Here is a 26,014-nt window from a genome sequence, read left to right on the forward strand (position 1 = left end):
GTGAGATCCCATGATCGAAGACCAGGACACCCGGATTCTCGCCCACCTTCAGAAGGACGGCCGAGCCACTAACCAGCAACTGGCGGACGAGGTCGGCATGTCCACCTCCGCCTGCTGGCGACGGGTGCGCGCGCTGGAGGAGGCTGGCGTCATTCAGGGCTATGCGGCTTTGGTCGCGCGCGAACAGGCGGGCTTTGCGATGTCGGCCATCCTCCACGTCTCGCTGGAGCGGCACGACGCCAAGTTCGTTGACGAATTCGTCGCGCGTGTGATCAAGCGGCGCGAGGTGCTGGAGTGCTTTGCGACCACGGGTGATGCTGACTATCATCTGCGCGTCGTCGTGAAGGACATGGCGGCCTACAATCGCTTCCTCGACGAGTTCATGTTTCGCATCCCCGGCATCCGCTATGTCCGCAGCAACGTGGTGTTGAAGGAGATCAAGGCGAGCGTGGCGCTGCCGTTTTGAGACACGGGAAGTGCCGTAGGGTGGGTTAGCCGAAGGCGTAACCCACCATCGATGTCTCCGCGGAAAGCTGACGAGGTGGTTACGCCAAGCAGATGCGCTTCGCGCATCTCCAGGGCTAACCCACCCTACGGCACGGGTGCTGAGGCTGCTACCGCCCCTCCCGCACAAACCTGTTGCGCAATGTCCCGACGCCCGTGATCTCGATCTCCACGACATCGCCGTGCTTGATATCGGGCGATGCGCCGTCCGTGCCCATCCAGATCACGTCGCCGGGCCATAGAGTAAAATACTTCGTCAGCTCGACCAGGAACGGCACCACGCCGAAAATCATGTCGCCGGTCGCGAAGCGGTTGGTCTCCTTGCCGTTGACCCGGACGATTGTTTCCATCTTGTCGAGGTCGGCCTCGGTCTCGATCCATGGACCCATCGGCTTGAACGTGTCGGCGTTCTTCGAACGCCACAGACTGCGGTCTGCCTTCTGCCAACTTCGCTCGCTGACGTCGTTGCCGATGGTGTAGCCGAACACGCAATCCATCGCGTTCTCTTTGGTGAGATGCTTCACCTTCTTGCCGATGACGACGACAAGCTCGCCCTCGTAATGGATCTTCTCCGTCGCAAAGGACGGGATCATGACGTCCTCGACATGTGCGATCAGCGCGTTCTGGGCGCGGTAGCCGATCTCGGGACGGTCGGGCACGGCCGGCACCTCGCCGCGCTTGTCGGCGGCTTCCTTCAGGTGCTTCAGATAGTTCAGGCCGACGCAATAGAAGGTGCGGGGGATCAGCGGCAGCTCGAACTTTACGTGCGACAGCGAATGCGCGCGCGAGGTGCGCTGCCATTCGCTGAAGGGATCGCCATCGACCGCGATGACCTGATCGCCCTCGACGAGCCCCCACGAGGTCTTGCCCGCGGCGGTAAATTTCAGCCAGCGCATGGTCTGTCCTCGTTATTCCGCGGCATCGCGCGGCTGCACCTTCCAGGCGCCGGCCGCCGGCCGCTTGAGCCCGAGATTCTCCCGCAGCGTCTTGCCGCGATAGTCCCTCTGGAACAGGCCGCGGCGTTGCAGTTCCGGCACGATATGCCGGACGAAATCGGTGTAGGAGCCGGGCACGTAGGTTGCGGCGATGACAAAGCCGTCGCAGCCACGCTCGACGAACATTTCCTCCAGCTTGTCCGCGATCTCCTTGGGGCCGCCGACCATGGCGTCCTGGACCTGGCCGCGGCCGGAGAAGGTGACGAAGTCACGCGCGCTCGGGTTGCTCTTGCCCGAATTCTTCAGCACGCCATCGCGGATGCCCAGGATACCTTGCATGCTCTTCAGCTCGTCCGTCGTCAGCGGCTCGTCGAGATCCTTGGAGGCGAAGTCGTAGTTGAGCGCTTCGGCAAGCAGCGACAGCGCGTCGATCTGCAGCGGCAGCTTGTTGATTAGGGCCATCTTGTCCTCGGCCTCGGTCTTGGTCGCGGCGCAGACCGGCGTCGTCAGATTGCAGAGGAGCATCTGGTCGGGATCGCGGCCGGCTTTGGCGGCCTCGTTGCGTACGGCCGCGTAGCCCTCCTTGGCCCCGGCGAGATTGCGCGCGGCCGTGAAGATCACCTCGCCCCATCGCCCCGCAAAGCGCTGGCCGCGGCCCGAGGCGCCGGCCTGGATGATCACGGGATGGCCCTGTTGCGAGCGCGGTACGGTGAACGGCCCGCGCGACTTGAATGCCGGTCCCTTGTGATCGAGCCGCTTCACTTTGCTCGGATCGGCAAAGCGGCCGCTTTGCTTGTCCATGATGAGCGCGCCGTCCTCCCAGGTGTCCCAGTGACCGAGCACGACCTCCATGAACTCGTCGGCGCGGTCGTAGCGGGAATCGTGCTCGGGATGCGAATCCCGGCCCATGTTGAGGGCTTCGCCGTCGTTGAGCGAGGTCACGACGTTCCAGCCCGCGCGTCCGCCTGACATCAGATCGAGCGTTGCGAAGCGGCGCGCGACGTCGAAGGGTTCGTAATAGGTGGTCGAGCAGGTCGCACCAAGTCCGAGCTTCTCGGTGACCATGCCCATCGTGGTCAGCACGATCAGCGGATCCATCTTCACGCAGCGGATGCCGTATTCGACGGTATGGGCGTGGTCGTTGCCATAGCGGTCCGGCATCGCCAGGCGATCGTCGAAGAAGGCCATATGGAACTTGCCGGCTTCGAGAATTCTGGCGATCTCCTGATAATAGTCCGCCGACATCGAATCCTCGCGCGAGTCCGGATGCCGCCAGGAACTCGGCAAGTTGGTGCAGTTCTGCGCCTGGAGGAAGCCGACCAGGACCATCTGTCGCGTCATGCTGCTGTTCTCCATTCCGTCAGGCCAGATCGAGCACGGTGTCGAGCCGGTATTCCCGCGCCAGCGCGCGCAGTTTTTCCCAGGTGGCATCCTCGATCTCGATGCCGTCGCGCAGGCGCTGTTGCTCGCGCAGGCCCTCGATCTCCCCGGGATAGTAGACGCCTTTGCTGCCCTCGGACGGCGGCGTCGATTTCAGATAATGCGCGAACTCGGCGACCTCGCGCTTGAACTCCTTCAGCGGGCGGAACGCGGCGACGTTGAACGCCGCCATGAAGCAGCCGTCATTGTGTCGCCCCGTCGGTTCGACGCCGAAGCCGAGACCGGTGAGCAAGCCGCACAGCACCTCGACCATGGCGGCGTGGCCGCTACCCTTGTAGCCCTCGGTGCCGCCGAGCGGCAGCAGCGCGCCGCCCTTGCGATATTGCGTGGGATCGGTGGTGTGCCGTCCCTCGGCGTCGATGATCCATCCCGTTGGGATTTCCTCGCCCCGCGCAACCGCAAGCTGGATCTTGCCGGCCGCGACCGCCGAGGTCGCCATATCCAGATAGAACGGCGCGTCGAGATCGGACGGCACCGCGATCGAGATCGGGTTGGTGCCGAGCCGCGCCTCCTTGCCCCCGAACGGCGCCACGTGCTTCGGCGAGCGGCCGGAATCCGCCGTCGCGATCCCGATCATGCCCTCGCGCATCGCCATCAGCGGATAGGCGGCGAGCCGGCCCACATGGCTCTGCCGGAACACCGTGCACGCCGCGACGTTCGCCGTCTTCGCCTTCTCGATCGTCAGCGCCATCGCCTTGGCGTTGACGTGGAAGCCAAAACCCCAATGGCCGTCGATCACGGTCGTGGTCGGCGATTCCTGGACGATGGTCCATTTGGCGCCGGGAACGATATGGCCGGCCTTGATGCGGTCGATATAGGTGGGAACGGCGATGATGCCGTGGGAATCGTGGCCGGCGAGATTGGCGTTGACGCAGCCGACCGCAACGGCGTCGGCCTCTTCCTCGGTGGCTCCGGCGGCGCGGAGCAGGGCGGCGCTGACGCGCGTGAGGCGATCGGCCTTGACGATCGGCATGGCGTTCCCCGAGGTTCGTGCCCTTGGCGGGCGCTGGTTGTTAAAGCCATCGTCTCAAAGCGCGGCGGCGATATCAATCTCCCGTAAACCAATACAGGGCTGCAAATTCGTAAAGAGAACGCGCCTTTGGTCGAAGGCCCGTGCCGCACGACGGTATTTCCGGCAGTTTGCCGCACCTCGTTCGCAGCTCGTTCACTTTGATCGACGGTTTGCAGCGCGCAATAACGACCACTTAGGCGATGGCCATTCATAAAGTCACCCGGGAGAAACAGGCAGAATGCCCGGGAGCTGAGATCGTGCCGACGACACTCGCGCGCACCTTTGCGGCGTTGAGCGCCATCAACGAAGCGATCCTCTACGCGAAATCGCCGGACGAGCTGTACCAGAAGGTCTGCGACGCCGGGTTTTCGAGCGGGGACTTCTTGGCGGTCGCCGTGTTCCTGGTCGAACCGGACGGCCGGCGGCTGTGCTTTGCGGCCGGCTGCGGCGACGACATTCCGCGACTGAGCTCGATCCTGATCACGACGGAAGCCGGCACCCCCGAGGGCTCGGGCGTCGGAGGCGAGGCGTTTCGCGAGCACAAGCTGTGCATCAGCAACGATTATCTGAACGATCCGCGCTCGCTGGCGTGGCGCGAGGGCGCGGCTTCGGCTGATATCGGTGCGGCCGCGGCCCTGCCGCTGCTTTGCAACGGCAAGTGTGTCGGCGTGCTGTTGGTGACCCGCAGCGAGCCCAATTCGCTGGACGACCAGATGGTCTCGCTGTTCGAGCGGATGTCGGCCAACATTTCCTACGCCCTGGACAATTTCGCGCGCGCAACCGCGCAACAGCGCAGCGAACGGGCGACGCGGCGGCTTAACCGCATGTTCGGGGCCATCAGCGCCACCAACGAGGCAATCCTGCGCGCCAAGACCGAGCAGGAGCTGTATCAGCTCGTCTGCGATGCCTCCGTTCACGGGGGCAAATCCCTCTCGACCTTCATTTTGCTGAAGGAGCCGGATTCCGATTGGCTGAAGCCTGTTGCGGGTACCGGCCAGAACCTGGAACTGGTTGCTCGAACCCGGTACTCGGTCGATCCGGCAAATCCGTATGGCCGCGGAATTTCAGGTGAGGTATTCCGCTCGCAGAAACCGTGCTTGGAAGACGATCTGCCCCGCCGCACCAAGGGGACGGCGTGGGAGCAAGCCAACATCAATTCCGGCGTTGCCGCCTGCGTCGCCGCTCCTCTGATCAAGCATGGTCAGAGCGTCGGCGTCATGCTGTCCTTCATCAGCCGGTCCTGGGCCAAGGACGAAGAAGTCGTCGCGCTGATGCTGCGGATCGCCGAAAACGTCTGCTTTGCTCTCGACAATTTCGATCGCGAGTCCCAGAACGCCAAAATTGCGGCGGAGGAAGAGCGGCTGGCGCGCATGTACGCCGCGCTGAGCGCCACCAACGAAGCGATCATCCGGGCGACATCGCGTGCCGAGCTGTTCGATCTCGTCTGCGAAGCGTCCGTGCAGGGCGGCAAGTTCGGCTCGGCCACGATCGCGCTCACAGAGCCAGCCTCCGAGCTGCTGCGCGTCGTCGCCTCCGCAGGACCCAATTCCGATGAAGTGCGCAGGCTCAAATTTGCAACGACGGACAGGGTGCCGGAAGGACGAGGCCTGACCGGCATCTGCTTCCGCACCAGAAAGCCGTGCTTGACCAACGACCTGCTGACCGATGATCGCCTCAAGCCGTGGCATGACAGCGCGCGCCGCACCGGCGTCAAATCCTCCGCTGCGCTGCCGTTGCTCAACGGCGATCGCACCGAGGGCGTGTTCCTGTTCAATTCCCTCGAGATAGGCGCGTTCACGCCCGAGCTGATCGAGCTGCTGGAACGTCTTGCCCGCAACGTGTCCTTCGCCATCGGAAATCTCGACCGCGCCGAGGAGAAGGCGAGGGCCGACAAGCAGCGAGACCGGCTGAGCGGCATGTTCGCGGCGTTGAGCGCCACCAACGAAGCCATCATGCGCGCCGAGACTCGCGAGGAGCTGTTCGACGTCGCATGTCAGGCGGCCGTGCTGGGTGGCATGTTCGCCTCGGCGACGATTGGAATCATCGACGAGACATGCGAGTTGGTTCGGGTCGTCGCCGTGAAGGGACGGCTCCAGGAGCGAATGGTCGGGCGCACCTGTGCGATTTCCCCAGACCATCCCGAAGGCCAGGGAATCATCGGAACTTCGGTGCGGACGTGCCGGCCGAGCGTCATCAACGACTATATGCACGACCCCCGCTCGGCACACTGGCACTCCAAGGCCGTCGAGGACGGAACCCGCGCGGCTGCCAGCTTCCCGCTTCTGCGCGACGGCCAGAAGCCGATCGGCATCCTGCTGTTCCTTGCGCCGGCGGAGGATACATTCACGCCGGATCTGGTCGAGCTGCTGGCTCGTCTTGCCGAAAACGTCTCGTTCGCGCTCGACAATTTCGAGCGTGCCGAGGAAAAGGCGCGCACCGAGGCGCAGAAGGAGCGGTTGAGGCGCATGTTCGCGGCCCTGAGCGCGACCAACGAGGCGATCATGCGAGCGAAGTCGCGCGCCGAGTTGTTCGACCTGGTATGCCTTGCGGCCTCGAACGGCGCCAAGTTCACCTCGACCACCATCGCCCTGGCCAAGGCCGACAGCGATCAGCTGGAAATCGTGGCCAGCGCAGGCCCGTCCTCCGACACCACGCGCAACGTCCGTCTCTCCATCGATCCCGAGCGGCCCGAAGGGCGCGGGATGAGCGGCACGGCGTTCCGCACGCGCCAGCCTTGCATCAGCAACGACTATCTCAACGACCAGCGCGTGAGTGCCTTCCATGCCATCGTCCGCAACGACGGGGCGCGCTCAGGCGCGGCGTTTCCGCTCATCGTGCACGACCAGGCCGTCGGCGTCATGATCTACATGTCGACCGAACCGGCGACCTTCACGGCCGAGTTCGTCGAGCTGTTGCAGCGTCTCGCCGACAACGTGTCCTTTGCGGTGGAGAACTTCGATCGCGCCGACGCCAAGAACGAGGCGGACGAACGGATCGAGTACCTCGCCTCGCATGACAGCCTGACGGACCTTCCGAACCGCGAGACCTTCAACGGGCTCTTGCGCGAGGCGATCGACGCGGCAGAGCGTCACGATCACCGTTTTGCGGTGCTGTTCATCGATCTCGACCGCTTCAAGGTCATCAACGATTCGCTGGGGCACGAGGCCGGCGACCTGCTTCTGCTCGAAGTGGCGAAACGCTTACGTGGCGCGCTGCGGGAAAGCGACGTGGTGGCGCGGCTCGGCGGCGACGAGTTCGTGGTGATCCTCGATCAGTGCGGCGAGATCGACGACGTTCAGCGCATCGCGACCGGGCTCCTGGCCGCACTCGCCCAGCCCATGGAACTGGCCGGGCACGAGTGCCACACCACGGCTTCGATCGGCATCGCGATGTATCCGGCCAATGGCTCCGACGCGCAGACGCTGACCAAGAACGCCGACATGGCGATGTATCTCGCCAAGGAAGACGGCAAGAACGGCTATCGCTTCTTCTCCAAGGAAGTGACGACGCAGTCGATCGAAAGGCTGTCGTTGGAGAGCGCGCTGCGCCGGGCGCTGGAGCGCGGGCAGCTCTCGCTGAACTACCAGCCCAAGGTGGAGATGGAGACCGGCCAGATCACCGGCGTGGAAGCATTGCTGCGCTGGACGCATCCCGATCTCGGCAGCGTCTCGCCGGCGCAGTTCATTCCGCTGGCGGAGGAAACCGGGCTGATCGTGCCGATCGGCCGCTGGGTGCTCAACGAGGCCTGCGCGCAGGCCATGGCCTGGCAGCGCCGCGGCCTATTGCCGGTGTCGATGGCGGTCAATTTGTCGCCGCGGCAGTTCGCCGACGAGCATCTGTTGCAGGACGTCGACGAGGCGCTGGCGGCCAGCGGCATGTCGCCGGTGCTGCTCCAGCTCGAAGTCACCGAGAGCATGATGATGCGCAATGTCGGTCGCGCGCTCAAGGTGCTCGACGCCATCCAGAGCCGCGGCATTCGCCTCGCGATCGACGATTTCGGCACCGGTTATTCGTCGATGTCGCTGATGAAGCACTTCCCGATCGACACCATCAAGATCGACCGCTCTTTCGTGCGGGACCTGCCGCAGGATTCGGAGGATCAGGCGATCGCACAGGCGATCATCAGCATGGGCAAGGCGCTCGGCATGACCGTCGTCGCCGAAGGCGTCGAGAACGCCGAGCAGGAGGCGTTCCTGCGCGCCCATGGCTGCGACGAGATGCAGGGCTTCCTCATCTCAAAGCCCCTGCCGGCGCGGCAGATGGCCGAACTGCTGCGGCCGATGACACTGCCCGTTGCGCCGCCGCTCCAGCCGGAGCAGGACCTTGCCGCAACCGAAGCCGCAGCGTTACGGCTGAAACGCGCTGTCGTCTGACGGCAGCGGGTGCAGTTCGCGAGTCTCGTCATCCTTGCTTTTCGCCTTGCGCGGAAAATCCTCAGGCCAAGACACCGAGGTCTGGTCCTCGAACAGCGCGAGAAGCAGGCGCGCGCCCTCGGCAAAGGTCGATCCGTCTTCGAGGCCGAGCGTATGCGACCACGTACCGGGCATCGGCTGGCGCACGTCGAGCACTGCGATCGCGGGTCCCCACCACCAGGCCGGCGCCGGCGAGCGCTCTTCCTCGGGCACGGCGAGCCAACAGGCGAACTCGTCCACCACGCGCTCGAATTGCAGGCTTGCGGCCTGATGCATTCGCTCCGTGCTCCTTGCCGCCAGAAAGCAGGCCGATGCGCACACTCGGTCGTGGTCTTGAAGCTTTGCAGAACGGCGTCTCTCGGAGGCCGTATGCCGCTTCCATCGGCGGCCATACCACAAACACGCGACGGCCAGAAACGCGGCCGACGCGGTTGTCATAGTCTCTTCATTCTCTTTAGCGGCGGCAGGTGCCCACCGGCAAGGAGCAATATGGCTGGCTAACGTGGCCTGAACGGATGCGCCTTCTGGTGCCAGGCCCAGGCGGTGCGGATCACCGTTGCCAGGTCGGAATGACGCGGCACGAAGTTCAGCACCTTTCTCGCAGCAGAAGGATCCGCGACCAGATAGGTGGGATCGCCGGCGCGGCGCGGCTTGACGGTATGCGGTACTTCGCGCCCGGTCTCCTGCCGGATGGCGTCGAGGATCTGGCGCACCGAGAACCCGGAGCCGGTGCCGAGATTGAAGCTGCCGCCGGCATGCCCGCCTTCCAGAAGCTTCAGGGCCGCGACATGCGCCGCCGCAAGATCAGTGACGTGAATGTAGTCGCGGATCGCGGTTCCGTCGGGCGTGTCGTAATCGTCGCCGAACACTGCGAAGTCGACGTGGCCCTGCAACGCCATCATGGCGCGGGGAATGAGATGGGTTTCATTGTCGCGCAGTTCGCCGATGCCGCCGGCCGGATCGGCACCGCTGGCGTTGAAATAACGCAGGCAGAACGCGCCGAAGCCATAGGCTGAACGGTAATCGGCGAGCATCCGCTCGATCATCCATTTCGATGCGCCGTAGGGGTTGATCGGCGCGCAGGGAAAATCTTCCGGCAGTTCCTTGGAATCGGCATTGCCGTAGACCGCGCCGGTCGAGGAGAACACGATGCGATGGCAGCCTGCGTTGCGCATCGCCTGTAGCAGCGACAGCGTGCCTTGCACGTTGTTGATGTAATATTTCTGCGGGTCGGTCATGGACTCCCCGACAAGGCTCGCCGCCGCGAAATGCATCACTGCAGTGATGTTGTGATCGGCGAAGGCGCGTGCCAGCACCGGGCCGTCGAGCAGATCGCCGGTGACCAGCGGGCCGGCGACGAAACTGCGATGACCCGTCGAGAGATTGTCATACACGACGGGCTGATAGCCGGCGGCGGTCAATGCGCGGCAGGCATGCGAGCCAATATAGCCCGCGCCCCCGGTGACGAGGACGGTCGGTCGGTCGGTCATATCGTCTTGTGCTCTTCTCTTAGCGGAGGGGTCGGTTGCGGCTGAAGAGAAGATAGAGCGCGCGGGGGTTGGTGGTCAAATAGCGCCAGAGCAGGCGGCGTGGCTCGAGCAAGGTGCGCCAGGCCCATTCGAGCCCGATTTTTTGCATCCATTGCGGCGCGCGGGAACGACTGCCTGACAAGAAGTTGAAGAGGCCGCCGGATGTCTTGATAACGCCAACATTGGTGAGATGCGGCGTGAACTCCTCGACGAATGCCTGCTCATTGGGCACGCCGAGCGCAACCCACAGATAATCCGGCGCAAGCGCGTTGATCTCCTCGACCTTCGCGCGTAGCGCTTCGCCACGCAGATAACCGTGGCTGTGCCCGACGATCTTGAGGTTCGGATACATCTTCTGGACGTTTTCGACCGCTGCGATGTTCTCGGCCTCGCTGGCGCCGAACATGTAGAAGGTGCGGCCCAGCGCCTCCGCCTTGCGCGCGACGACGTGGAACAGGTCCGTGGTTGCAACGCGTTCCGGCAGCGGAAACCAGGATTGCAGCTTCGAGGCGGCGACCAGCGGCTGGCCGTCGGCGTTGATCAGATCGGCGGCACGGAACAGGCGCTCGGTCTGCGGTTCGGTCGAGCAGCGCGCCAGCACCTCGCCATTGGCCGAGGTCAGGAACAGCGGACGGCCGATGCGACTGTCGGGATCGGTCGCCTCGATCATGAAATCGGCGGTCTCTTCCAGGTCGAGCGCGGCCATGCGAAGCCCGCCGACGGTGATCCGTGGCACGTCGGCAGTTGCTGCCCGTCCGTCGAGGTTGACGCGGCGCTCAAGCATATTGTCTGCCTCGCTGGCGCGTTTCGACTGCGGGGGTGAGCTCGTCGAGCACGACGCCGACGAGCTTGCGCTCGGCGCGGCCGAGCGCGGCCAGGATTTCTTCGAGACTGTCGTTGATGTCGAGGCTGGTCGGCAGCACGGCCACCAGCGCGTCGGTGTCATCGAGCAGCTTGCGGCTGCCGGCAGGAAGCGGCATCGCAGGGCCGTCGAGGATGACGAGGTCGTAGCCGCCTGCGGCGCGCGCCTGCGCGATCGCCTTGCGGATCGCGTCGGCGGCCTTGCCGGCATCGCCCTCGCCGGCCGGCAGCACCGAAATGCCGTTGACCGTCTTGATCTCGCGTGCGGCCTTGCTGCCGATCGAGAGCCAGCCGAGCCTGCTCGGTTCGTTCCTGCCGGGACGGCTGACCTTGTTCGAGAGCGCGTGGGCCTGATGGTCGGCGTCGATCATCAGCACGCGGGCGCCATCGCGCGCAGCCGCGAGCGCGAAGTTCAGCGCGCTCACGCTGCGCCCGGCGGTCTCGCCAGCGCCGACGAGCGCAATGACGGGCATTGTCTTGTCGCCGGCACGCCGGGCCGCGGCAGCGCGCATGTCGCGCCAGGCGTTGAGCAGCTTCGTCAGGGGAAAGCCGGGCCGCAATGTCGGCCAGCCCAGCCGGGTGAGATCGCCGCCGCCGCCGGTGGTGAGAATGGCGCCGAGCGTGTGAATGACGTCGGCCTCCTGAAGGCGGGCGATCAGCGGCTTTTCGATCAACGAATTTTCGACCATCGCGGGTTGCAGCGGCGGCGCGGCAAGTTCGGGCGGGATCTGCGCGACCTCGGCGGCCCGCGACGGCTGCTCGGGCCGCGAAGCTTCCTGCGCCCGCGAAACCTCGGGCGCGCGCGTTGTCTCCGGCACCGGCTTGCGTTCACGGCGGGCTGGCGCGGGCACCGGCGCGGTTGCGCCGGCGAACAGAAGCTCGGCCGCGACGAACCAGCTCGAGGCCGCAAGCGCGCCAAAGATGAAGCCGATCATGGCGAACAGGCTCATCGCCGGCGGGAACGAGCGCCGCTGCGGCACGGTCGCTTCGCCGATGACGCGGGCCGCGGAGGTGTTCAGGCTCTCCTGCTCCTCGGTTTCGCGCGAGCGCTTGAGGAAGGATTGGTAGACGTCGCGGCTGGCATCGGCTTCGCGCTCCAGCTCGCGCAGGCGCACGGCGGCCTGGCTGAGCTGGACGCTCTGCCGCTTCTGCGCTTCCAGCGCCCGGTTGAGCGAAGCTTCGAAGTCGCGGGCGCGCGTCAAGTCGTTCTTGGCGGACTGGGCGAAGCGGTCGATCTCTTCGTTGATGGTGCGCTTGAGGTCCTCGACCTGCTTTTCGGTCTGGCGCAGCGCCGGATGGCGCGGGCCGAGCTCGCCGGCCTGCTCAGCATACTTCTTGCGTGCATCGGCATATTGCGCGCGCAGGTTCGCAATGGTCGGCGATTGCAACGCTTCTGGTATAGCGCCGGCATCGGCAGCGGTACGGCGGCTCGCCTCGATCTGGTCGAGCCGCGCCTGGGCATCCATCGTCGCCGCGCGCGCCGCGGAAAGCCGCTGGTTGCTGGCGGAGAGCTGCTGGTCGCTGATCAGCGCATCCTGGGTGCCGACGAAATTGTTCTGGGCCTTGTAGGTGGCGAGCGCGGTCTCGGCGTTGCGCAGCCGCTCGCGCAGCTCCTTGAGGCGGCCGGAGAGATCGTTGGTGGCGCGCCGTGCGGCCGAAGCCTGGGAGTTGCGGGATTCGGCGAGGTAGGCATTGGTCAGCGTGTTGGCGAGCATCGCCGCCTTCGCCGGATCCGTCGACCAGACCTCGATGTCGACGATGAAGCTCTTCTCGGTCTTGCGGATCGTGATGTGCCTGTTCAGCGCCTCCAGCGCCGCAAGCTGCACCTCATTGTTGGCCGCAGCGGAGGGCGCGGGAGGCTGAAGGCCGATCAGGCCGAGCAGCGACGACATCAGGCTCCTGCCGTCGCCGCCGCCGAATTCCGGATCCTTGTCGAGACCCGCCTGCTGGATCACCTTGAGCAGGACGCTGTTGGCGGTGATCAGGCGCGCCTGGCTCTCCACCACCATGGACATGCCGGAGACGTCCTGCGCGCGCGGCGTCAGCTCGCGATCGACAAGCTGAAGCTCGCGCGGATCGACATAGAGCTGGGCGGTGGCGGTGTAGCGAGGCGTCAGGCTCTTGCCAATCGTGACGGCAAGCGTTGCGCCGAGCAGGGCAGCCGCGGCAATCGCGATCTTGCGCCGCCAGAGCAAATTGGCGAGCTCCAACACGTTGAAGCCGGCCTGAGACCTCTGTTGCGGGAGCTCGGACCTCGCCCGATCGATCGGCTGGTTGTAGTCAAGCATGATCCCCAGCTTTCATTCCAAATGCCGCAGGCTGAGGGGTTAGTCTTCGCTCGACGCCATGCACCCGGGATATAGGTGCCCAATCAACGCAACAGGGAAAATTAACCATACTCATTGAGAGACTATTCACCGAAATGGCAAACAAAGCGTTTAAGCGCTTGCCACGCCACCGTGCGTCCTCGTGACGCTCGGGTCGAGCGGGCTCCCTGGAGATTAACGGTTCGTTACCGCGCACGGCTCGGATGCGAGGCTCCGCTTGTCCTGTGATGAGCCGCGCGCGCGCCATGATGGTCAGCTCTTCCGCAGGATGACGTGATAGTCGCCGCGGCGGACGTCGATGTCGCGCGGAAGCACGGCGTTCAGCACGGTCGCGCCGGCGTCCACGAGGGCCGCGAACAGCGGCTTGCGCCGGCGCATCTCGGGATAGCGCGGACTCTCGACCTCACGGCGGTAGATCATCTCGAGACCGTTGGCGGTCGCGAATGCTTCCAGCCGGGACAGCGTCACCAGCGGGTGAAAGAAGGTCGGGAATGGCGGCTCGCCGGGCAGACCGGCATCCTTGATGCCGCGAATGTGCCGATAGAACCAGACGTGAAACCAGTGCGGCGAATATTTGGTGACGATTCCGGACAGCGAGCGGGGATTGGGAGCGCCGATCAGGATCATGCCGCCGCGCTTGAGCGCATCGCGGAAATTCAGCAGCGCGGCGTCGACATGGGGCAGATGCTCGATCACATTGTAGCAGATCACGAGATCGAAAGTCTCGCGCCCGAAACGGTAGGTCTGCACGTCGCCGAGGATCGCTTCGTCCGCGTAAGTGTTGTTGCGGACCTGGTCCTCGTCGATGTCGACGACGGTGACCTTGCTGCGGCCGAGCAATTCCGGCGGCAGGACGCTGCACGAGCCGCCGCCGGCTTCGTAGATGGCGAGTTGGCCTTTCGGCAATTCACGGCGCAGCACCTCGTGCACGGCCAGCAGGCTGTCGCGGGCTTCGCCGGGGACGAGATCGTGCAGCGCCTGCACGGGTGCGGCGCCCGCGGGGATCCGGATCGCCGTGGCTGTCGCGAAATCGATCGTGGCTGGCTTGTTCATATTTTCTGACCGCGCTTGTTCTAATCAAATTTACAGGAAAAGACTCGCTTGCCCGAAGAGCAAATCCGATGCCGCGCCGTCTCACCGATAGCAGTGCTTACGGTCGGGTTAATGCGCACACGCATTAACTACGGCATTGTTCATGTTGGGTCGGTTGCTGCCGCATGGACCGCGATTTGCAGTATCACGCGCAGATGATTTCGCGGGAGAAACAGGCGAAAGCGGTTAAACGCATGATATCGGTTCAGCGGGGCCGGGAGATCGGCGCGAGGCGCAGGCGCGCGCCTTGGCCGGGCCGCTCATTTTGGGACGCATCTGTCTCGCTTCGATGTGCCGTCGCGGGATGCGTGACTGAAGCAGGGCTTTTTCAACATATCTCGGACATCTAGAACCACATGACATTGATCCCGACAGACCTGTCCGCCACGCGCATCTCCGATGCCCTGGGCAATCCCAACCGGGAGATCGCGGCGAGCTCCCGCGTCATCGACCTGTCGGTCGGCATCGTCGTCTGCATTCCCTGCTTCCGCCGTCCGCAACACCTGCGGCTGACGCTGGAATCGCTGGCGAACCAGCGTACCCCGCGCTCCTTTGCGGTCGTCATGGTCGAGAACGATACTGCACGGCGCGAAAGTGCGCCGGTCGCCGCGGAGTTTCTGGCCGCCGGCAGGCTGCAGGGTGTCTGCCTTGTCGAAAAACGGCAGGGCAATTGCCAGGCGATCAACGCTGCCTTCGAGACGGCGCAGGCGCTGTTTCCCGCCGCGACCCGCTTCCTGATGATCGACGACGACGAGATCGCATCGAGCGACTGGCTCGAGCTGATGGTCCGCACCGCGGAGGCGACCGGCGCCGACGTGGTCGGCGGGCCGGTGCTGCCGGTGTTCGAGGACGACAGCAAGCCGTGGCTGTCGCGTCATCCGGCCTTCCGTCCCGCCTACGACTATTCCGGCGCGGTGCCGCTGATCTATGGCTGCGGCAATTGCCTGATCACACGCTCCACCTTCGAGCGGTTCGATCGTCCCGCGTTCGACCTGCGTTTCAATTTCCTCGGCGGCGGCGATTGCGACTTCTTCGTGCGATGCCGCGATGCCGGCATGATCTTCCACTGGACGGCGGAGGCCGTCATTACCGAGACCGTGCCGCAAAGCCGAACCAGTTTTGGCTGGATCGCAAGGCGCGGTCTGCGCATCGGCGCGATCAATTATCGGGTGCAGTCGAAGGCTGCTCAGAGCGCAGGCGGCCGCGCGTGGGTGTTTGCGCAAATGCTCGGACGGCTGCCGCTGTCGCTGGTTCGGTCCGCTCGCCTGCTGGCGACGTCGAAGGCCGTCGTCGCCATGCATCCGGCGCTGGTGGCGCTCGGCTCCATGCTCGCGGCGTTCGGCTTCGCGCCGAAGCCCTATGAGGCCTCCAAGATCGTGTCGTGACGGCTAGATGCCGAAGCGGGCGAGGGCGGTCCTTGCCGTGGCGCGCGGCAGCGCCTTGAGTGAGCGCCGCCCGACCATCCCGAGATAGCCGAAGGCCTGGCGATATCGGCCGAAGCGAACCGCCTGCATCGCCGAATAGGTGATGAGATGAAGTTCGGCGGCAAGGCGCAGCCGGGGTGCCGTGCCCTCCGGCAATCTCGCCATGATCAGCCCGTCGTCGAACACCCGCGCGATGGCCGGGAAGAAGTCCTTCGGTGTCCGGACCGCGGCGTTCATGGTGTTGGCGGTGTGCAGACGATAATCGAGCAGCAGCTTTGGCGCGAATTCGAATTCGCCGGTCGCGGCGAGGCGGCACCAGCAATGCCAGTCCTCGCAATACCGGAGGGAGGTGTCGAAGCCGCCGATGGCGCGGAAGGCCTCCGCCCGTGCGAGCGCGATCCCGCCATTGACGATGAAATTGCCAGCCGCGAGCCGCGTCAGCACATCGCCCGACGGCTTGCGGCGTCCCTTCAACAGGCCACGCCGGCCGATCTGGCGTCCGTCGCTGTCGATCGTGTTGTAGTCGCCGTAGACGAGAACCGCACGCGGAGCGCCGCGTGCCGCCGCCAGGAGCGCAGCCACAGCGCCGGAACGCAGGCGGTCGTCGGCATCGAGGAAGAGCAGCCACTCGCTGCTCGCATGACGTGCGCCGAGATTGCGCGCCGCCGACACGCCCGCGGACTGATTGTGGATCAGGCGCAGCCGCGGGTCGTGCACGGCGCGGACGATTGCCAATGTATCGTCCGTCGAGCCGTCGTCCACGACGATCACTTCGGCGACATCGCCTTGGGCCAGTGCGGTCGCGATGGTTTCCCTGACATAAGCCGCGGCGTTCTTGGCGGGAATGATGACGGAGACCAACGCGACCGAATTCACCGGCAGCGGCAGGCGCGCTGCCGACGTTGCGCGAGAGGCGGCCGGCAAGTCGAGGACGTCTTCGGCGGTGATCAAGCTGTGGCTCGTTTTAATGATCTGTTAACCAGGGCGCATCAGGCGGGTTGCCGACGTTGGCGATCGCAACCTCGGCGGCCTGCAGATGATACTCACATTGCGGTGGAATGGCTGTCGGGAAGGCATGCGCGGCGCTGGTTTCGTAGAATAGCGTTAAGCCGCTGGCATTAAGCCTGTGGCAAATTCGGAAGAGTGCGGCAGCCGGTCCCATGCGAGAATGCGCATTAGGCCGCCGCGGATGGATCCAGTGCCCGCAAAGACGTTCGAACACGACCCCGATGCGATGGTCCTCAACCTCTTTTACGAGGACAAGGACGATCGATGGTTTCCCGGCGACCGGCATCTGCGGCGCATGGCGCGCCGTATGCTGCTCGGCGAGCCGCGCATGAGCGGTCAGCTTCGCGTGTTCCTCAATCTCTGTGACGGGCTAGACCGGCTCGGCATCCGCTATCGTGTCAACGATTACGGCTACATCGCGCAGCATCCCGACGAGCTCGCCTGCATCATCGGCCGCACCTTTCTGCTCGACAAGTTTTCGTGGAAAAACCCGATCCTGCTCGGTGTCGCCGCCCATAATCATCCGCTCGACGATCCCGATCTGTTCAAGCGTCTGCCGGTGAAGAAGGTCGTGGTGCCCGGCCCCTGGTACGCCGACATGTATCGGCCGTACTGGCCCGACACCGAAGCCTGGCCAATCGGCATCGATACGGATCTGTGGGCGCCGTCGCACGCCTCTCAAAAGACGGTCGATGTGCTGATCTACGACAAAGTCCATTGGGACCGCGAGCGCTATGCGCCGGAGTTGATCGAGCCGGTCCGTGCCCGGCTCGTCAAGGAGGGGCGCTCGTTCACGGAGCTGCGCTACGGCAGCTACAAGGAGGAAGACTATCAGGCCGCGCTGGCGGCCGCGCGCGCGATGATCTTCCTGTGCCAGAACGAAAGCCAGGGCATCGCCTATCAGCAGGCCTTGTCTTGCGGCGTGCCTGTTTTCGCCTGGGATCCGGGCGGGCCGTGGCGAGATCCCGACTACTATCCGCACCGCGTCCAGTTCGCGCCCGTGTCGTCGGTGCCGTATTGGGACGAGCGCTGCGGCGCCAAGTTCGTCGACATCGCGGGGTTCGAAGCGGGGTGGCAAGGCTTCTGGGACGGCTGCGCCGCGGGCGCGTTCGACCCGCGCGGCTATATCCTGGACAATCTCACGCTCGAGCAACGGGCGCTGCAATATTACGAGATTGCACGGAGCATCGTGCGGCAGCCGGCGGCGCACAGCTCCGGCACGCCGGTTGACGGACGCGCACCAGGGGCGAGCCAGAACCTGGAGCTTCACCGCCGTCACCGGATGTCTTGAGCCGTGGACCGCAGCATGGACCGCAGCGCCGCCGACATGACCGACCTCGAGGCCCGATCGTTGGGCCAGATGCTGCGTGATGGCCTAAAGAAGCTGAATGCCGCGCAGGCGGCGCGCTGCCTTGTCGCCGTCGCGTCGCTGCTGCTGGTGCTGGTGACGCTCGATCCCTTCCCGGATCTGCGCAATCCCGACGTCACCACCGTCGTCGGCGGGCGAATGGCACTGGCCTATATCTCTTGGGCTTTCCTCGCTGCAGTCGCGGTGCTGTTCGTCGCTGGCACGGATGCGCCTGCGCTGAAGACCCTGGTGACGCCGCTTCATCTCTGTCTCGTGGGATGGCTGCTGATCAACATCGTGCTGTCCGAGAGCCGCGGCGTGTCGATGCAGCGCTTCGTGCTCCTCGTCAGCATGACGTCGCTCGCCGTCCTGCTGCCATTGCTGCCGCCGACGCAGCGCAGCTTCAACCTGTGCCTGGGGGCCGCTGCGCTGGTGCTGCTCGCGCTGTGCTATCTCGGTGTCGTCCTCGCGCCGCAATATTCGATCCACACCGCGCTCGATATCGCCGAGCCGCAGCTCGCCGGCGACTGGCGCGGCAGTTTTGGCCATAAGAACGTCGCCTCGCCCGTGATGACGATTCTGGTCTATGTCGGCATCTATCTGTCCGCCGTCGGCTCCTTCGTGATGGGACCGGCTATCGCCGTGCTGGCCGGCCTCTTCCTGATCTTCACCGGCGGCAAGACCTCGTCGGTGCTGTGCCTTGCGATCTACGCGCTCGCCTCGCTGACCTATGTCACGCCACACCTGTGGCTGAAGCGGATCATCTGCTTCGTGCCGCTGATCGTGATGAACCTGCTGACGGTCGGCAGTGTCCTGAGCCCGGCGCTCGGGGCCATGACGCGTCTGCTTCCGCTCGATCCCACCTTCACGGGCCGTTCCGACATCTGGGAGTTCGCGCTTGCGGCCGTCGCCGAGAAGCCGATCATCGGTCACGGCTATGCGGCCTTCTGGGACGACGTCACGGCACGGCAGACCGCCCAGGGTGCTGAATGGGCGACCTCGGCGGCGCACAGCCACAACAGCTATCTCGACCTCGCGGTCACCATCGGCCTGCCAGGGCTGCTGCTCGTGATCCCAGTCTTCGTGCTCGCCCCGCTCGGAAATTTCCAGTCCGCCCAGACACACAATCGCAGTGGTGCGCTGGCAAAGCTGTTCCTGACCGTGTGGTTGTTCGGCCTTTATTATGGAGCGACCGAGACCTTCCTGCTGGAGCGACAAAATCCGATCTGGTTCATGTTCGCTCTGGCCGCGGCCGGTCTGCACTTCCTGGCGAGGTTCCAATGCGTTGCGCAAGCGGAACCGAAGCCATGACGTTGCTCGGCGTCGAGCGATTGGATGGCCTCGCGTCCGGCGCATCGAGAATCGCGATCGATGTCGTGCGTGACTGGCGCCAGGCCGCTTTGCGCCTGAACACCGGGCATCGCACCGCCTTTCAGCATGGCTGCTGGCTCGGCCCCTGGTACCGGGCGTTCCATGACGTCGCGCCGTTGATTGCCATGATCTCCGATGCCGCCACCGGCAAGGAGATCGCGATGGTGCCGATGATCAGCCATGCAGGCGCGGCATCCGCATCGTCGAATTCGCCGATCTCGACGTCTCCGACAACAACGCGCCGATCCTGGCGTCCGATGCCACGCTGGATACGGGGGCGGCGCATGCAATCAGCAGGGCGTTGGTCGAGGCGTTGCGCGCCTTGCCGGACCGCTTCGATCTGCTCCGCCTCAGGAAGATGCCGACCCAGGTCGGCGGCAAGCCGAACCCGCTGGCGTCGCTCGGGCGGATCGGGTCCTCCTCGCTCAACGGCAATCTCGTGCTGATGGGCGACGACTACGAGGACTATCAGGCATCGATCAAGCGCACGCAGATGCCGCGTTCCTGGCGCGTCTTCAGCTGGCACCAAGGCGCACGATTCGAGATCGCCACGGACGTCACGCGCGCGCACGAGCTGCTGGACGTGATGGATGTCCAGCAGCAGGCGCGTATGCGAACGCTCGGCTCGCGGTTCGTCCTCAACGACGAGACTCACGCGCGATTTTATCGCGAGGTTGCCTGCCAGGGCCTTGCGGAAGGCTAGCCGTCGTTTCGGCATTGGTCTGCGACGAGGCTATCGTCGGCACGTCGTTCGGCGTCAGGCAAGGCACGACTTATTACCTGCTGCGCATCAGTCACGCCGGCGATTCATGGTCGAGCTGCTCTCCCGGGCGACTCATCATCGAGCGCACGATGGCGGCGCTGCATACAAAGGGCGTGCGCCGTTTCGACCTCAGCATCGGCAATCAAGACTACAAGCGCCGCTTCGGCGCCGAGAGGGTGCCGCTGACTGATGTCAGCGTTGCGCTGTCCTGGCGCGGCCTGCCCTTTGCCCTGCGCGACCACGCCGCGCAGGGCCTGCGCCGCTATCCCCAGGCTGCCGCCCTTGTTGCGCGGGCCCTGGGCAAAGGGGCGCGTTGAAGCGGCATTCCCGGACGGGAATGCCGCGAACGTATCGGCTGCAGATCAGCCGTGGAGTTTTTTGGCGGTCTCCGCGATCTGGCGTCCCTGATAGCGCGCGCCGGCGAGCTCGTTGGCGCTGGGCTGGCGGCTGCCGTCGCCGCCGGTGATCGTGGTGGCGCCGTAGGGCGCGCCGCCGGTGATCTCGTCGAGCTTCATCTGACCGGCGAAGCCGTAATTCATGCCGACCACGACCATGCCGAAATGCAGGAGGTTGGTGATGATCGAGAACAGCGTCGTCTCCTGGCCGCCGTGCTGGGTCGCGGTCGAGGTGAAGGCGCCGCCGACCTTGCCGTGCAGCGCGCCCTTGGCCCAGAGCCCGCCGGCCTGATCGAGGAAGTTCGCCATCTGCGAGGCCATCCGGCCGAAGCGCGTGCCGGTGCCGACGATGATCGCGTCGTAATTGACGAGGTCCGCGATCTCAGCGATCGGGGCGGCCTGAGCGAGCTTGTAATGCGAGGCTTTCGCGACCTCGGCCGGCACCAGCTCCGGCACCCGCTTGATGTCGACAGTCGCGCCGGCCTCGCGCGCGCCTTCAGCGACGGCGTTCGCCATCGCTTCGATATGGCCATAGGCGGAATAATAGAGGACGAGAACTTTGGTCATGGTGGTCTCCGTTGATTGGATTTGATTGCTGGCTGTTGGGTGTTACGCCGCGTCGACGAGCACGAGCTCGGAGTCTTCGAGCGCCGTGATCGTCAGCCGCTCCTCGTCGCGGATCGCGGCGCCGTCACGGGCGTTGACGCGCACGCCGTTGATCTCGACGGCGCCCGCCGCGGGCACCAGATAGAGGTGCCGCGACGTCTGCGGCGCGTACTCCGCGCTCTCGCCCGCCTTCAGCGTCGTCGCGAGCACCCGCGCATCGGCGCGGATCGGCAACGCGTCGGTGTCACCCTCAAGGCCGCTCGCAATGGTGACGAGCTTGCCGGAGCGGTTCGCCTTCGGAAACGGCTTCGAGCCCCAGGTCGGCTGTCCGCCGCGCACCGTCGGCTCGATCCAGATCTGGAAGATCCGCGTCTTCGTCGGCTCCAGATTGTACTCGGAGTGGCGGATGCCGCTGCCGGCGCTCATCACCTGGACGTCGCCCGCTTCGGTGCGGCCCTCGTTGCCGAGGCTGTCCTGATGGGTGATCGCACCCTCGCGCACATAGGTGATGATTTCCATGTTGGCGTGGGGATGGGCGGGAAAGCCCGTGTTCGGCGCGATCTCGTCGTCGTTCCACACCCGCAGGGCGCCATGACCCATGTTGTTCGGGTCATAATGGCTGGCGAAGGAGAAATGATGCTTGGCCTTGAGCCAACCGTGGTCGGCGCCGCCGAGCTTTGCGAAAGGTCTGAGTTCGATCATGCGTAGATCCTCTGGTGAACGTATGGGCAATTCGACTGCGATTGATCCCTTGGATAAGTCCTCGCCCATGGTATAGAAATAGAAACTGTTGAAATTCATTGTTTCCAAAAATACCAAAAATGGATCCGCCCCATGGCAAAACTCCCGGATTTCGAGGCCCTCGCGATTTTCGCAAAAGTCGTGGAATTACGGTCGTTTGCGGGGGCCGCGAGCGAGCTGGCGACGTCCAAGGCGACGGTGTCCAAGGCGGTCACGCGGCTGGAGGAGCGGCTCGGCGCGCGCCTGTTCAACCGCACCTCGCGCCGGCTTGCGCTGACCGATGCCGGGCACAAGCTCGCCGAGCGCGCGACGCGTCTTCTGGCCGACGGCGAAGCGGCGGAGAACGAGGCGCTGGCGCAATCGGTGGCGCCGCGCGGCCTGGTGCGGCTCGCCGTGCCCATGACGTTCGGCATCAAGGCGGTGGCGCCGCTGCTGCCGGAATTCTTCGAGACCTATCCTGAAGTTTCGGTCGATCTGCACCTCAGCGATGCGACCGTCGACCTGATCGGTGAAGGCTTCGACATGGCGGTGCGGATCGCGCGGCTGCCCGACTCTTCGCTGATCGCGCGGCGGCTCTTCACCATGCCGCGCTTCACCGTGGCCGCACCGTCTTATCTGAAGCGCCATGGCCGGCCGACGCATCCGATGCATCTGGCCGAGCACAAATGCTTCAGCTACGCCTACATGTCGACGCCCAACATCTGGCACTACACCAATTCGGCCGGTGAGCAGGCCAGCGTGCGGCCCGGTGGCCAGCTCCGCGTCAACAATGGCGAAGCCGTGATGCCGGCGCTGGTCGCGGGCCTCGGCATCGCCGAGCTGCCCGAATTCATCGTCGGCGAAGCGATCTCGTCGGGCGCCGTCGAAGTGATCCTGAAGGACTGGAAGCAGGCCGAAGGCGCCGTGCATCTCGTGACGCCGCCCGGCGGCCCGCGCCCCGCCCGCGTCGAAGCCCTCGGCGATTTCCTCGCGGCCAAGCTGCCGGGTACCTGCAAGCGGCGGACGCGTGTGAAGGTCAAGGGGTCGTAGGAGAGCGAGCAGCTTCGACACCCCGTCATTGCGAGCGGAGCGAAGCAATCCAGAGTGTCTCCGCGGAGAGATTCTGGATTGGACCTCCCCTAAATCGGTGGACACCTATAGCTTAGGCAGCGAGAGGTGTCAGATGGCAAAACGGCAACGTCGGTCCTATTCGGACGAGTACAAGCGGCAGGCGGTTGATCTGGTTTTGTCGAGCGGTCGGTCGGCGAAGTCAGTATCGAAGGAGCTCGGGCTTGACGGCTCCGTGCTCAGCCGATGGGTGAAGGAGCCGGGCACGGTGAGAGCCGGCGGCAGCGCCGTGGCGCCCACATCGCAGGCGGCGGTGCCGTCGGCGGACCAGGCTGACGTGATTGCGCGGTTGCAGCGGGAAAACGAACAGCTGCGGATGGAGCGCGACATTTTAAAAAAGTCGATCGCGATCTTTGCTGGACCCCGGACATGAGGTTCCGCTTCATCGAAGATCGCCGCGCGGACTATCCGGTCCAAACCATGTGCCGTGTGCTCGGCGTCTCGCCCGCAGGCTACTATGCTTGGCGCTCGCGGCCGGAAAGCCCCCGGGCCGCGGCCAATCGAGAGTTGTTGGAGGACATCAAGCGGGTCCATCGCGACAGTCATGGCCGCTATGGCAGCCCGCGCATCCATGTCGAACTCAAAGCCCAGGGACATCATGCCAGCCGTGGCCGGATCGAGCGGCAGATGCGCGACCATGGCGTTCGGGCCATCTCGGTCGGGCCGCGACGATGCCGCACCACCGACAGCGGGCATGGCTTCCCGATCGCGCCCAACCTGCTCGGCCGAAACTTCGCGGCCGCCATGCGCAATCAGGTCTGGCTCGCCGACATCACCTATGTCTGGACCGGCCAGGGATGGCTGTACCTGGCCGCCATCATGGATCTGTACAGCCGTCGTATCGTGGGCTGGGCGATGGACGAACATCTGCGCGCCGAATTGCCGCTCGCCGCATTAAGGATGGCGATCAAGGGACAAAAGCCCGGTGCTGGCCTGATCCATCACTCCGATCGCGGCATCCAATATGCTTCAACCGACTACCGCCAAGCGCTGCAAGCCGCCGGCTTCCGGCCTTCGATGAGCCGCAGAGCCGACTGCTACGACAATGCCCCGATGGAAAGCTTCTTCCACACGCTCAAGACCGAACTGATCCATCACCGTCAATATGCAACCCGCAATGAAGCAGAGCGCGACATCTTCTCCTACATCGAGGGCTTCTACAATCATCACCGCAGACACTCGGCTATCGGCTATATCAGCCCGGTCGAGATGGAGCTAAAATCGGCTTGAACCCTGTCCACTTTTTTGGGGGAAGATCACTCTCTCCTCGCGTCATTGCGAGGAGCTCTTGCGACGAAGCAATCCGGACTATTTCCGCAGATACATTCCTGGATTGCTTCGCTGCGCTCGCAATGACGAGTGGGGTTCGCGCTTTCCACACTCTCGCTGTCGTCGCCCGGCTTGACCGAGCGATCCAGTACTTCGTGACAGCAGTGATTGAATCGAGACGCCGCGGCGTACTGGATTCCCCGCCTTCGCGAGGAATGACAGCGGTGGCGCGGCGCCACTTCGCCTGTGCATTCTCACACCCTCGCAATCGTTCCCCCCTCACCCGCCGTTCCATCAATCCAAAAACGGCATCGATCGATACTGCCTTGAACTTGGACACTCTGCCGCGCGCGCCTCTAGGAGTCGCCTTGAGGAAATGTTCGAGTTAAGGAGGCGCCTGATGAGCGCAGTGGTGTCCGCAGCGGACGTGAGGAGGTCTCGCGTCAGGCTGCTCATCGTGACCATGTTGTTCCTGGTCACGACAGTGAATTATGCCGACCGCGCCACGCTTTCGATCGCAGGTTCCGCGCTCTCCAAGGAGCTGCATCTCGATCCCGTCGCCATGGGCTGGATCTTCTCGGCGTTCGGCTGGTCCTATGTCGTGGCGCAGGTGCCAGGCGGCTGGCTGCTCGACCGCTACGGCTCGCGCCTCGTCTATGCTTTCAGCATCATCATCTGGTCGCTGTTCACGCTGATGCAGGGCTGGGTCGGCTTCCTCAGCGCCGGCACTGCCGTCGTCGTGCTGTTCGCGCTCCGCCTCCTGGTCGGCGTCGCGGAAGCGCCGTCCTTTCCTGCCAATGCCCGCATCGTCGCGGCCTGGTTTCCGGGCAACGAGCGCGGCACTGCCTCGGCCTTCTTCAACTCCGGCCAGTATTTCGCGACCGTGATCTTCGCGCCGCTGATGGGCTGGATCGCGCACGCCTACGGCTGGCGCTTCGTGTTCTTCGTGATGGGCGCGCTCGGCATCGTCATGGGTCTCGTCTGGCTCAAGACCATCTACGGCCCGAAGGAGCATCCTTCGATCAATGAGGCCGAGTTCGACTACATCAGGGAAGGCGGCGCGCTGGTCGATCTCGACGCGCCCAAGAACGATCTGCCGCGCGGGCGCGCGCCCGAGGCCGGCTCCGGATGGGACCACATCCGCCAGTTGCTCTCCAACCGCATGATGCTCGGCGTCTATCTCGGTCAGTACTGCATCAACACGCTGACCTATTTCTTCCTGACCTGGTTTCCGGTCTATCTCGTCAAGGAGCGCGGCCTGTCGATCCTGCAAGCCGGCTTTGTCGCAACCCTGCCGGCGCTGTGCGGCTTCATCGGCGGCGTGCTCGGCGGCATCATTTCGGACGCGATCCTGCGCAGGACCGGCTCACTGACCATGGCGCGCAAGATCCCGATCGTCGGCGGCATGCTGTTGTCGATGTCGATCATCGCCTGCAACTATGTCGACGGACAGGCGCTGGTGGTCGGCTTCATGGCGCTCGCCTTCTTCGGCAAGGGCATCGGTGCGCTCGGCTGGGCGGTGGTCTCCGACACCTCGCCGAAGGAGGCCGGCGGCGTTTCCGGCGGCCTGTTCAACACCTTCGGCAACCTCTCCTCGATCACCACCCCGATCGTGATCGGCTACATCCTGGCCGCGACCGGCTCGTTCAACGGCGCGCTGCTGTTCGTCGGCCTCAACGCGCTGGTGGCGGCGTTCGCCTACCTCGTCATCGTCGGCAAGATCGAGCGGGTGACGCTCAAACGTTCCTCCTGAGGGCTCCCATGGGAGCTTGACCAGGCAACTCAACGGCGGCCCTCAAGAGCCGCCGTCTTTGTTTTGGGGGTGATCGATGCTAGAAGTGCCGGGGAAACGCCTTATTCATCTAAGGCA

Annotated in this window: 19 protein-coding genes and 1 pseudogene; 9 read left to right on the forward strand and 11 right to left on the reverse strand. The window is 64.7% G+C overall.

Annotated elements, in window-relative coordinates; genetic code table 11:
* Positions 1 to 10: 10 nt before the first annotated feature.
* Positions 11 to 466 carry an Lrp/AsnC family transcriptional regulator gene (locus tag UNPA324_RS27195; protein WP_128921651.1) on the forward strand — a complete coding sequence of 152 codons (456 nt, stop codon included), beginning with the start codon at positions 11 to 13 and terminating at the stop codon, positions 464 to 466.
* 148 nt (positions 467 to 614) lie between these two features.
* Here UNPA324_RS27195 and UNPA324_RS27200 read toward each other — a convergent pair whose 3' ends face one another.
* From UNPA324_RS27200 to UNPA324_RS27210, 3 genes are read right to left on the reverse strand one after another with little or no spacing between them, the layout of a single operon-like run.
* Positions 615 to 1,400, reverse strand: coding sequence for a fumarylacetoacetate hydrolase family protein (locus tag UNPA324_RS27200; protein WP_141936842.1), 786 nt, complete (start codon positions 1,398 to 1,400; stop codon positions 615 to 617).
* 12 nt (positions 1,401 to 1,412) lie between these two features.
* Positions 1,413 to 2,780 (reverse strand): LLM class flavin-dependent oxidoreductase, encoded by a 1,368-nt coding sequence (locus UNPA324_RS27205; RefSeq protein WP_141936844.1) that lies wholly within the window; start codon positions 2,778 to 2,780, stop codon positions 1,413 to 1,415.
* Positions 2,781 to 2,799: 19 nt separating this feature from the next.
* On the reverse strand, positions 2,800 to 3,852 hold the full coding sequence (locus UNPA324_RS27210; protein WP_141936846.1) for an Ldh family oxidoreductase: 1,053 nt from the start codon (positions 3,850 to 3,852) through the stop codon (positions 2,800 to 2,802).
* 296 nt (positions 3,853 to 4,148) lie between these two features.
* On the opposite strand from UNPA324_RS27210, the gene UNPA324_RS27215 reads away from it, so the two are divergent.
* A complete protein-coding gene (locus UNPA324_RS27215; RefSeq protein ID WP_181769530.1) occupies positions 4,149 to 8,264 on the forward strand; it encodes a sensor domain-containing phosphodiesterase in 4,116 nt (1,371 codons plus the stop codon).
* Here UNPA324_RS27215 and UNPA324_RS27220 read toward each other — a convergent pair.
* The 5 genes from UNPA324_RS27220 to UNPA324_RS27240 form a co-directional block, all read right to left on the reverse strand.
* Positions 8,238 to 8,579, reverse strand: coding sequence for a hypothetical protein (locus UNPA324_RS27220; RefSeq protein ID WP_141936850.1), 342 nt, complete (start codon positions 8,577 to 8,579; stop codon positions 8,238 to 8,240). The genes UNPA324_RS27215 and UNPA324_RS27220 overlap by 27 nt on opposite strands.
* A gap of 221 nt (positions 8,580 to 8,800) precedes the next feature.
* Positions 8,801 to 9,793 carry a UDP-glucose 4-epimerase GalE gene (galE, locus tag UNPA324_RS27225; protein WP_128921645.1) on the reverse strand — a complete coding sequence of 331 codons (993 nt, stop codon included), beginning with the start codon at positions 9,791 to 9,793 and terminating at the stop codon, positions 8,801 to 8,803.
* Positions 9,794 to 9,812: 19 nt separating this feature from the next.
* Complete coding sequence (locus UNPA324_RS27230; protein ID WP_141936852.1) at positions 9,813 to 10,616, reverse strand: WecB/TagA/CpsF family glycosyltransferase; 804 nt, start codon at positions 10,614 to 10,616, stop codon at positions 9,813 to 9,815.
* Entirely contained in the window at positions 10,609 to 12,981 is a 2,373-nt protein-coding gene (locus tag UNPA324_RS27235; RefSeq protein ID WP_141936854.1) for an exopolysaccharide transport family protein, read from the reverse strand. The genes UNPA324_RS27230 and UNPA324_RS27235 overlap by 8 nt, the downstream gene beginning before the upstream one ends.
* Before the next feature lie 291 nt (positions 12,982 to 13,272).
* Complete coding sequence (locus tag UNPA324_RS27240) at positions 13,273 to 14,073, reverse strand: class I SAM-dependent methyltransferase (RefSeq protein ID WP_141936856.1); 801 nt, start codon at positions 14,071 to 14,073, stop codon at positions 13,273 to 13,275.
* A gap of 395 nt (positions 14,074 to 14,468) precedes the next feature.
* Here UNPA324_RS27240 and UNPA324_RS27245 point away from each other — a divergent pair, with 395 nt between their 5' ends.
* Complete coding sequence (locus tag UNPA324_RS27245; RefSeq protein WP_128921641.1) at positions 14,469 to 15,497, forward strand: glycosyltransferase family 2 protein; 1,029 nt, start codon at positions 14,469 to 14,471, stop codon at positions 15,495 to 15,497.
* Positions 15,498 to 15,500: 3 nt separating this feature from the next.
* Here UNPA324_RS27245 and UNPA324_RS27250 read toward each other — a convergent pair whose 3' ends face one another.
* Positions 15,501 to 16,487 (reverse strand): glycosyltransferase, encoded by a 987-nt coding sequence (locus tag UNPA324_RS27250; protein WP_141936858.1) that lies wholly within the window; start codon positions 16,485 to 16,487, stop codon positions 15,501 to 15,503.
* A 247-nt stretch (positions 16,488 to 16,734) separates the two neighbouring features.
* Here UNPA324_RS27250 and UNPA324_RS27255 point away from each other — a divergent pair, with 247 nt between their 5' ends.
* The 3 genes and pseudogenes from UNPA324_RS27255 (at position 16,735) to UNPA324_RS35350 (ending at position 20,343) form a co-directional block, all read left to right on the forward strand.
* Positions 16,735 to 17,835: a glycosyltransferase family 1 protein gene (locus UNPA324_RS27255; protein ID WP_128921639.1), complete on the forward strand. Its 1,101-nt coding sequence runs from the start codon at positions 16,735 to 16,737 to the stop codon at positions 17,833 to 17,835.
* A gap of 15 nt (positions 17,836 to 17,850) precedes the next feature.
* Positions 17,851 to 19,203 carry an O-antigen ligase family protein gene (locus UNPA324_RS27260; protein ID WP_141936860.1) on the forward strand — a complete coding sequence of 451 codons (1,353 nt, stop codon included), beginning with the start codon at positions 17,851 to 17,853 and terminating at the stop codon, positions 19,201 to 19,203.
* Positions 19,200 to 20,343, forward strand: a pseudogene (locus tag UNPA324_RS35350) (GNAT family N-acetyltransferase). Before UNPA324_RS27260 ends, UNPA324_RS35350 begins: the two are co-directional and overlap by 4 nt.
* Before the next feature lie 45 nt (positions 20,344 to 20,388).
* Here UNPA324_RS35350 and wrbA read toward each other — a convergent pair.
* Both wrbA and UNPA324_RS27280 read right to left on the reverse strand, forming a co-directional pair.
* Positions 20,389 to 20,988 carry an NAD(P)H:quinone oxidoreductase gene (wrbA, locus tag UNPA324_RS27275; RefSeq protein ID WP_128921637.1) on the reverse strand — a complete coding sequence of 200 codons (600 nt, stop codon included), beginning with the start codon at positions 20,986 to 20,988 and terminating at the stop codon, positions 20,389 to 20,391.
* A 42-nt stretch (positions 20,989 to 21,030) separates the two neighbouring features.
* Entirely contained in the window at positions 21,031 to 21,729 is a 699-nt protein-coding gene (locus UNPA324_RS27280; protein WP_128921636.1) for a pirin family protein, read from the reverse strand.
* A gap of 132 nt (positions 21,730 to 21,861) precedes the next feature.
* Here UNPA324_RS27280 and UNPA324_RS27285 point away from each other — a divergent pair, with 132 nt between their 5' ends.
* From UNPA324_RS27285 to UNPA324_RS27300, 3 genes are all read left to right on the forward strand, one after another.
* The gene (locus UNPA324_RS27285) at positions 21,862 to 22,797 is read left to right on the forward strand and encodes a LysR family transcriptional regulator (RefSeq protein WP_141936863.1); all 936 of its coding nucleotides are present in this window, start codon (positions 21,862 to 21,864) and stop codon (positions 22,795 to 22,797) included.
* A gap of 133 nt (positions 22,798 to 22,930) precedes the next feature.
* A protein-coding gene (locus UNPA324_RS27290) for an IS3 family transposase (protein WP_141936865.1) occupies positions 22,931 to 24,105 on the forward strand; the annotation gives its coding sequence in 2 pieces (ribosomal slippage) (positions 22,931 to 23,240 and positions 23,240 to 24,105; 1,176 coding nt in all).
* Between the two features lie 439 nt (positions 24,106 to 24,544).
* On the forward strand, positions 24,545 to 25,897 hold the full coding sequence (locus tag UNPA324_RS27300; protein WP_181769531.1) for an MFS transporter: 1,353 nt from the start codon (positions 24,545 to 24,547) through the stop codon (positions 25,895 to 25,897).
* Positions 25,898 to 26,014 lie beyond the last annotated feature (117 nt).

The sequence above is a fragment of the Bradyrhizobium sp. UNPA324 genome, assembly GCF_006658635.1.
GTDB lineage: Bacteria > Pseudomonadota > Alphaproteobacteria > Rhizobiales > Xanthobacteraceae > Bradyrhizobium > Bradyrhizobium nanningense.

Bases quoted from the DNA above. Each gene is read 5' to 3' on its own strand.
- UNPA324_RS27195 (WP_128921651.1), top strand. From the start codon at position 11: ATGATCGAAGACCAGGACACCCGGATTCTCGCCCACCTTCAGAAGGAC.
- UNPA324_RS27200 (WP_141936842.1), bottom strand. From the start codon at position 1,400: ATGCGCTGGCTGAAATTTACCGCCGCGGGCAAGACCTCGTGGGGGCTC.
- UNPA324_RS27205 (WP_141936844.1), bottom strand. From the start codon at position 2,780: ATGACGCGACAGATGGTCCTGGTCGGCTTCCTCCAGGCGCAGAACTGC.
- UNPA324_RS27210 (WP_141936846.1), bottom strand. From the start codon at position 3,852: ATGCCGATCGTCAAGGCCGATCGCCTCACGCGCGTCAGCGCCGCCCTG.
- UNPA324_RS27220 (WP_141936850.1), bottom strand. From the start codon at position 8,579: ATGCATCAGGCCGCAAGCCTGCAATTCGAGCGCGTGGTGGACGAGTTC.
- galE (WP_128921645.1), bottom strand. From the start codon at position 9,793: ATGACCGACCGACCGACCGTCCTCGTCACCGGGGGCGCGGGCTATATT.
- UNPA324_RS27230 (WP_141936852.1), bottom strand. From the start codon at position 10,616: ATGCTTGAGCGCCGCGTCAACCTCGACGGACGGGCAGCAACTGCCGAC.
- UNPA324_RS27235 (WP_141936854.1), bottom strand. From the start codon at position 12,981: ATGCTTGACTACAACCAGCCGATCGATCGGGCGAGGTCCGAGCTCCCG.
- UNPA324_RS27240 (WP_141936856.1), bottom strand. From the start codon at position 14,073: ATGAACAAGCCAGCCACGATCGATTTCGCGACAGCCACGGCGATCCGG.
- UNPA324_RS27245 (WP_128921641.1), top strand. From the start codon at position 14,469: ATGACATTGATCCCGACAGACCTGTCCGCCACGCGCATCTCCGATGCC.
- UNPA324_RS27260 (WP_141936860.1), top strand. From the start codon at position 17,851: ATGGACCGCAGCGCCGCCGACATGACCGACCTCGAGGCCCGATCGTTG.
- wrbA (WP_128921637.1), bottom strand. From the start codon at position 20,988: ATGACCAAAGTTCTCGTCCTCTATTATTCCGCCTATGGCCATATCGAA.
- UNPA324_RS27280 (WP_128921636.1), bottom strand. From the start codon at position 21,729: ATGATCGAACTCAGACCTTTCGCAAAGCTCGGCGGCGCCGACCACGGT.
- UNPA324_RS27285 (WP_141936863.1), top strand. From the start codon at position 21,862: ATGGCAAAACTCCCGGATTTCGAGGCCCTCGCGATTTTCGCAAAAGTC.
- UNPA324_RS27300 (WP_181769531.1), top strand. From the start codon at position 24,545: ATGAGCGCAGTGGTGTCCGCAGCGGACGTGAGGAGGTCTCGCGTCAGG.